This is a genomic window from Dehalococcoidia bacterium (assembly GCA_028711995.1).
GTDB lineage: Bacteria > Chloroflexota > Dehalococcoidia > SZUA-161 > SpSt-899 > JAQTRE01.
Genome location: JAQTRE010000169.1, coordinates 1 through 5,661 on the forward strand (window position 1 = coordinate 1; position 5,661 = coordinate 5,661).

Annotated in this window: 5 protein-coding genes; 1 reads left to right on the forward strand and 4 read right to left on the reverse strand. The window is 53.1% G+C overall.

Features of this window, described 5'->3' with window-relative positions; all coding sequences use genetic code 11:
* From PHV74_14665 to PHV74_14675, 3 genes are all read right to left on the reverse strand, one after another.
* Nucleotides 1-1,080, reverse strand: a 1,080-nt coding sequence (locus PHV74_14665) for an FtsX-like permease family protein (GenBank protein ID MDD5095599.1), incomplete at its 3' end; no start/stop codon positions are given.
* 19 nt (nucleotides 1,081-1,099) lie between these two features.
* Nucleotides 1,100-1,831 (reverse strand): ABC transporter ATP-binding protein, encoded by a 732-nt coding sequence (locus PHV74_14670; GenBank protein ID MDD5095600.1) that lies wholly within the window; start codon nucleotides 1,829-1,831, stop codon nucleotides 1,100-1,102.
* Between the two features lie 132 nt (nucleotides 1,832-1,963).
* The gene (locus tag PHV74_14675) at nucleotides 1,964-2,698 is read right to left on the reverse strand and encodes a DUF429 domain-containing protein (GenBank protein ID MDD5095601.1); all 735 of its coding nucleotides are present in this window, start codon (nucleotides 2,696-2,698) and stop codon (nucleotides 1,964-1,966) included.
* Between the two features lie 204 nt (nucleotides 2,699-2,902).
* Here PHV74_14675 and PHV74_14680 point away from each other — a divergent pair, with 204 nt between their 5' ends.
* The gene (locus PHV74_14680; protein MDD5095602.1) at nucleotides 2,903-3,994 is read left to right on the forward strand and encodes an ATP-dependent 6-phosphofructokinase; all 1,092 of its coding nucleotides are present in this window, start codon (nucleotides 2,903-2,905) and stop codon (nucleotides 3,992-3,994) included.
* A gap of 311 nt (nucleotides 3,995-4,305) precedes the next feature.
* On the opposite strand, the gene PHV74_14685 is transcribed toward PHV74_14680, so the two are convergent.
* Nucleotides 4,306-5,553: an integrase gene (locus tag PHV74_14685; GenBank protein ID MDD5095603.1), complete on the reverse strand. Its 1,248-nt coding sequence runs from the start codon at nucleotides 5,551-5,553 to the stop codon at nucleotides 4,306-4,308.
* Nucleotides 5,554-5,661 lie beyond the last annotated feature (108 nt).

Below are 5,661 nucleotides of genomic sequence, written 5' to 3' on the forward strand. Positions count from 1 at the left end.
CTGAACGGTCATCCGGGTGAAGGGCAGATTGATCATGCCGGCATACCAGGTGGTGATGGCTTCGGAGAGGAAGTAGCCAAGAATGCTTCCCAGCACAGAGCCGCCGATGCCGATGATCAGAGCGAACCCCAGGTAGTGGCGCATCACCTGTCCTCGGGAGTATCCTACCGCTCGCATCAATCCGATCTGGGTGCGCTGATTGTAGACGATCCGGGTCAGGAGGATGTAGGTGGCCATGGCCCCGACGATGATAAAGAGCAGCGGGAAGAGTTCGGCCAGGGTGTTGAATTGTTCCAGGTCCATCTGCAGTCTGTCGTAGCTGGGCTGATCTTCCCGCGGCACGATGTCCATGATCTGATAGGGATTGAGAATCGTCTGGGCTTGCGCCATGACTGCCTGGCGGTCAAAGCCATCTTTGACGAGGAAACAGAACTCGTTTACCGGCTGATCGAGCAGACCGGTCCCCACCGCGTTGGAAACAAAGACCACTCCCCAGACGTTCGCTGAAACGATGATCTCCTGCCGGCTCTTGGCGGGGAAGACGTATTCCGGGCTGGTGGCGATTCCGGCAATAGTGAAGGGAACTTCCCTTTCAGCCACGCTCAGAACGAGGGTTTGCCCCGGTTCCAGGCTGTGATGATCGGCAAAGTTTTTCTCCACCAGGATGGAGTTGCCATCGCTGTCCGGGAAATAGCCGCCCTTTTCCACGTAAACATCGTTGACCATGGTGGCCCGGATGGATTCATCCGAGGGCAAGGAAATGACGCGTGCCTGTACCTTCTGCGATTTGGCGCTCTGGGGCAATCCCATGGCAAAATCTGCGTTGATTCTGCCGGTGACCGAGAGAATTCCCTCGATCTCTTCCAGTTGGGGGATGGCTTGCCGGGCATCCTGTGTCACCTTGAGGGTGAAATCGGCAAATCTCAATTTCTGATACGAGTAGTCGTACGAGTCGCTCAGATTCTGGGCGGCCATAAACATGGAGCCGAAGAAGGCCACAGCGAGCAGGATGATCACCGTAACGGCGGCAAACAATCCCTTGGAGGCTTTGAAATCCCGGTAGAGTTTACGCTGCAGCATTTTCATCTCTTGTGCGTGCTCACCACTTGAGTTCCTGCGGGTCGATGGGTGATGGGTTCCGGATGATCTCGATGATCCGGCCGCTACGCATACGGATGACACGGTCCGCCATTTCGCCGATGGCGGCGTTGTGGGTCACCAGCAGGACGGTCTTGAGCCGTTCCCGGTTGATGCGCCGCATGGCGTCAAGGATGTTCTTGCCGGTGTCATAGTCCAGATCGCCGGTGGGCTCATCCCCGATCAGGATCGGCGGGTCCTTCACCAGCGCCCGGGCAATGGCCACCCGTTGCTGTTCTCCGCCGGAGAGTTCGCTGGGATAGTGATCGGCCCGATCCTCGAGGCCGACGATAGCCAGCATCTCCAGGGGGTTCCTCGGCGCCTTGACCAGTTCGGCGGCGAATTCCACATTTTCTTTGGCGGTGAGTGATGGGATAAGGTTGAAAAACTGGAAGATGAAGCCGATGTTCTCCCGGCGGTAATGGGTCAGGCCTTTTTCATCCAGCGCCGTGATGTCCTTGCCGTCATAGAAGATTCTACCTGAAGTCGGTGAATCGATTCCCCCGATCAGATTCAGCAGAGTCGTCTTCCCAGATCCGCTCGGCCCCAGGATGACGATGAGTTCGCCCCGCTTGATTTCAAGCGTGAGATCGGTTACGGCCCTCACTTTAACCTGTCCCATCTGATAGACGCGGGAGACATCCTGAAGTTTGAGCAATGTATCAGTCTGCTGATCTGGTGTCGATTGGCTCATCTTCGCTCCTTTTTGGGTGCCACAATCGCTGACGTTCTCTACCAGTACTACCTGTCTCCAATCGCCCCGTTTTCAAAAAAATGTTCGATGGCGCATTCTGGAGGAATACGTCGGTATTTCGGACTCCCTCCGCTATTGAGGGAGTATCATCAATATCTCGTTGGGGTCTCCTATGGCACGGTACTCTCCCTTCAAGTACATGATACCTACGAGGGCGCAAGTTACTGCGTCGAGCTCGTCACCCGTTCTGCTGCTGCCGAGCCCTTCGATTCCCGACAGAGACAAGCCCTCGGTGAGCTTCTCTAGCCCCTTTTTCTTCCTGGGTATGCCGAGGATGTCCTGCGAACCACCGGGGTAAGTCTCGATGACTGTCAGGCCCTTTTCCTCCAGCAGCACTTTGAGTCGCATGCCCCGCTCTGTCAGCAACCGCATAGGGCCGAGAGTCAGAGGAAAGACCTTGATGCCCATCCGGAGCAGTTCTCTATCGCATTCCCTCAGGTGAGGGGTGGTCCTCTCTGTCAAGGACTTTCTTCCGTGGGGTAGGGCTAGTGGAGCATCGATGGCCACTACATCTGGTTTGGATTCAATCGTGTGGCGCAGAATTTCGTCATCGGTGTAGAGCAGCGAGACATCGGCGCAGAGATTTTCATCCATGATACACATCCCTGTTGGGCGGCGTTCTACCCCCGCAAGGTCGATTCCCACAGCCTTCATGCTGGTCTTCTCCTTCACCACGACTGAGATTGGGTTTTCTTCGGTTGTGCTCCCCGCTACCTCTATCGCAGAAGCTTCACGGATGGCTTCCAGGGCTATTCTAACACAGGAACCTTCCTGGGCAGCAAGTATATGCTGTAACTCCGGCCTCACATTTTAGAATCTCGTTAATCTCGGGACAACAATCCCTGGCAGTATCTCATGTGCTCGCAAGACATGGCCAAGTATCCGATCTTTGGCATCGGTGGGCCTGTTGGACTGACCCGGTGTATTGGTGTATATTCTAGAGACAGTATGCTGGTGGGAGCAGAGATAGATCACGATTTCCCTTCTGCTGTTTTGATGAGGAGGCTAGATATGGGAAAGAGTCATAGAATCGCTATTATTACTGGGGGAGGAGACTGTCCGGGAATAAATGCTGTTATCCGGGCTGTTGCCAAGAAGGCTATTCTGGAATACGGGATGGAAGCTGTAGGTATCAAAGACGGATATGAGGGGCTGATCCACAATCACCATCAAATGCTCCAATACGAGGACGTTTCCGGGATTATTACACTTGGCGGCACCATACTTGGCACCTCAAACAAATCAAACCCGTACCGGTATGCCGTGCGAAAGGGCGAAAGGCTGGAATTTGAAGACTTATCCCCAATGGCGATTGCCAACATAAGGAAACTGGAAGTAGACTGCCTTGTATGCATAGGAGGGGATGGTACGCTAAGCATAGCCAACAGACTTTTTGGAGACGGCGTCCCCGTTGTTGGTGTGCCGAAGACCATAGACAATGACCTTAGAGGAACCGACATCACTTTTGGCTTCGATTCGGCAGTGCACATTGCCACAGAAGGCATCGATAGAGTGCACACGACTGCGCAATCGCATCACCGGGTTATGATTGTGGAGGTCATGGGGCGTAACGCGGGCTGGATTGCCCTTCATGCTGGCGTTGCGGGTGGAGGAGATATCATACTGCTTCCCGAAATTCTGTATGATATGGACATCATCGTGGAGAAAGTGAAGGAACGCAATAGGATAGGAAAGCGATTCACCATAATTGTGGTTGCCGAAGGGGCGAAACCGGAGGGTGGAGAGGTCGTGGTTCAGAAAGTCATTCAAGAGAGTCACGACCCGATCCGCCTGGGAGGCATTGGTTTTGTGCTGGGATCTCAAATCGAGAAGTTGACGGGGATTGAAGCGCGTACTGTGGTAATGGGTCATCTGCAAAGAGGGGGGTCTCCGACGCCATTCGACCGGGTATTGGCGACAAGGCTGGGTACCAAGGCAATTGATATGGCCATGAACAAGCAATTCGGCTATATGGTGGGAGTCAGAGGGAACTCGCTCGTCGAAGTCCCTCTGGAAGAGGTAGCCAAAGGTCAGAGAACAATACCTTTGGACGATCCCCTACTGGAGGCTGCCCGCTCTGTGGGTATCTGCTTTGGCGATTGATTAGCGCCTCGGCCAAAGGTCCGTTTCCTAACACAGCCTCGCCTGGTTAATAGAACTTCTGTTTATGGTGGATACAAGCCTCAAGTGTTTAACTTCAGGCTGTTTGAGTTGGAGAATATTCTGTGGGTAGGAAGTCCACATCGTAATCCAAGGAGAGAAACCCCCAAAAACATATAATAGGAAGTCATGTCGGACGTATTTTGGTCGCACAAAGCATAAGTCTTTTCTAATACAAAAATGAGCCTCAAAGGGTCATAATAATCGTTTCTTTCTTTGTGAACAGTGTGGACATGTGGATAACCCCATAAGCCTCAGATTCTGACAGCTCGTTGTTCACGCCGGGCTATTTTCTCGAAGAGATCGGACCGTGCTTTCACCATCCTTTCAGCAAATTCATTATCGCTCATTTGAGCGGCCATCGCATCAAGCGCGGCAAAGGTTACTCCCGGAACCAGGCATTCTTCTGCCCCTGGCAAGGATTTCAGCTTCTCATAAGGGGTCATCACCTCCTCCAGCGGATATTTCCTTTTGATCTTGCCTTTGAGATCGACTGTGGTCACCGGGAAGAAACAAGGCCGGTGAAAGTTAAGGTAGGGGTTCAGGAAGCCCTCATAATATGCATTGAACTCCCGGGCATAGTACTGCGGAATGTAAGCATACCCTATGTGTTTGCGGATCACCGCTCCGTTCTTGGACTCTACCAGACCATTGTCGTTACTGTGTCTGGGTCTGGATTTGGTGAAGCGGATAAGAAGCCTGTTGAGGATAGCCTTTACGGTCTTGTTGACGAATTCCGATCCGTTGTCGGAGTGGAATCCCCGGATCACAAAAGGAAACTCCCCGAGCATCGCTTCAAGCACAGGTGCCAGATAAGCCTCCGATATCCGCTCCACCGCAGCCACATTCTCCCACTGCGTGATTTCGTCTACCACATTGATGTGATACAGCCCCTTATGTCCTTCCCAATCCCCCTGATGAACCGTATCAATCCGGATATGCCCCGGAATGCCCTTTGGGTCGGGTTTGGCTCGTTCTCCGATCCGGGAGACAGCCGGTTTGGTCTTGGTGAATGTCTTCCCCAATCCCAGACGGGTATTCTTCTGGCGCAGATTATACAGATGGGCCACCGATATCTCGGAGAGATTTCGAAACTCCTGATGTCCGTATATCCGACATTCCCGCTCCAGAATCTTCTTGGTGGCTGGCCCGCTCAGATAATCATGAAATTCGTCTGTCTTCGCCAGCAGTTCCATATCCGTTCGCGTATACTTCCCCGCAAACCGATGCCTGCGGTATTCCTTTCGCTTCAGTTCCCCGTCCCGGTGGTACTGGCCGATCAGCCGGGATACCTGGGCGCGAGAATACCCGGTGACCTTGCCCAGATACTTTCGCAGAATCCCCTTCTCCCTTCGTCCCAACCCTCCATATCGGAATCGCCTCAACACCGAATCGATCCACGCGTACTTCTCCTCCCCAAAGATCGGTTCGAATTCTACTTCACTATTCCCCTCCAAAAATCGCCGGATTTGCTCGATTGTCTGCAAACGTCTGTCGTCCATGATCAACTGCATGGCCCCGATCATAAACGAGCTGCTCAAAACCTTTAAGGCTCATCTTGCGGTAGAAATCGATCTGCCCTTCGGGCTCATCTTGTATTGGAAGAGACT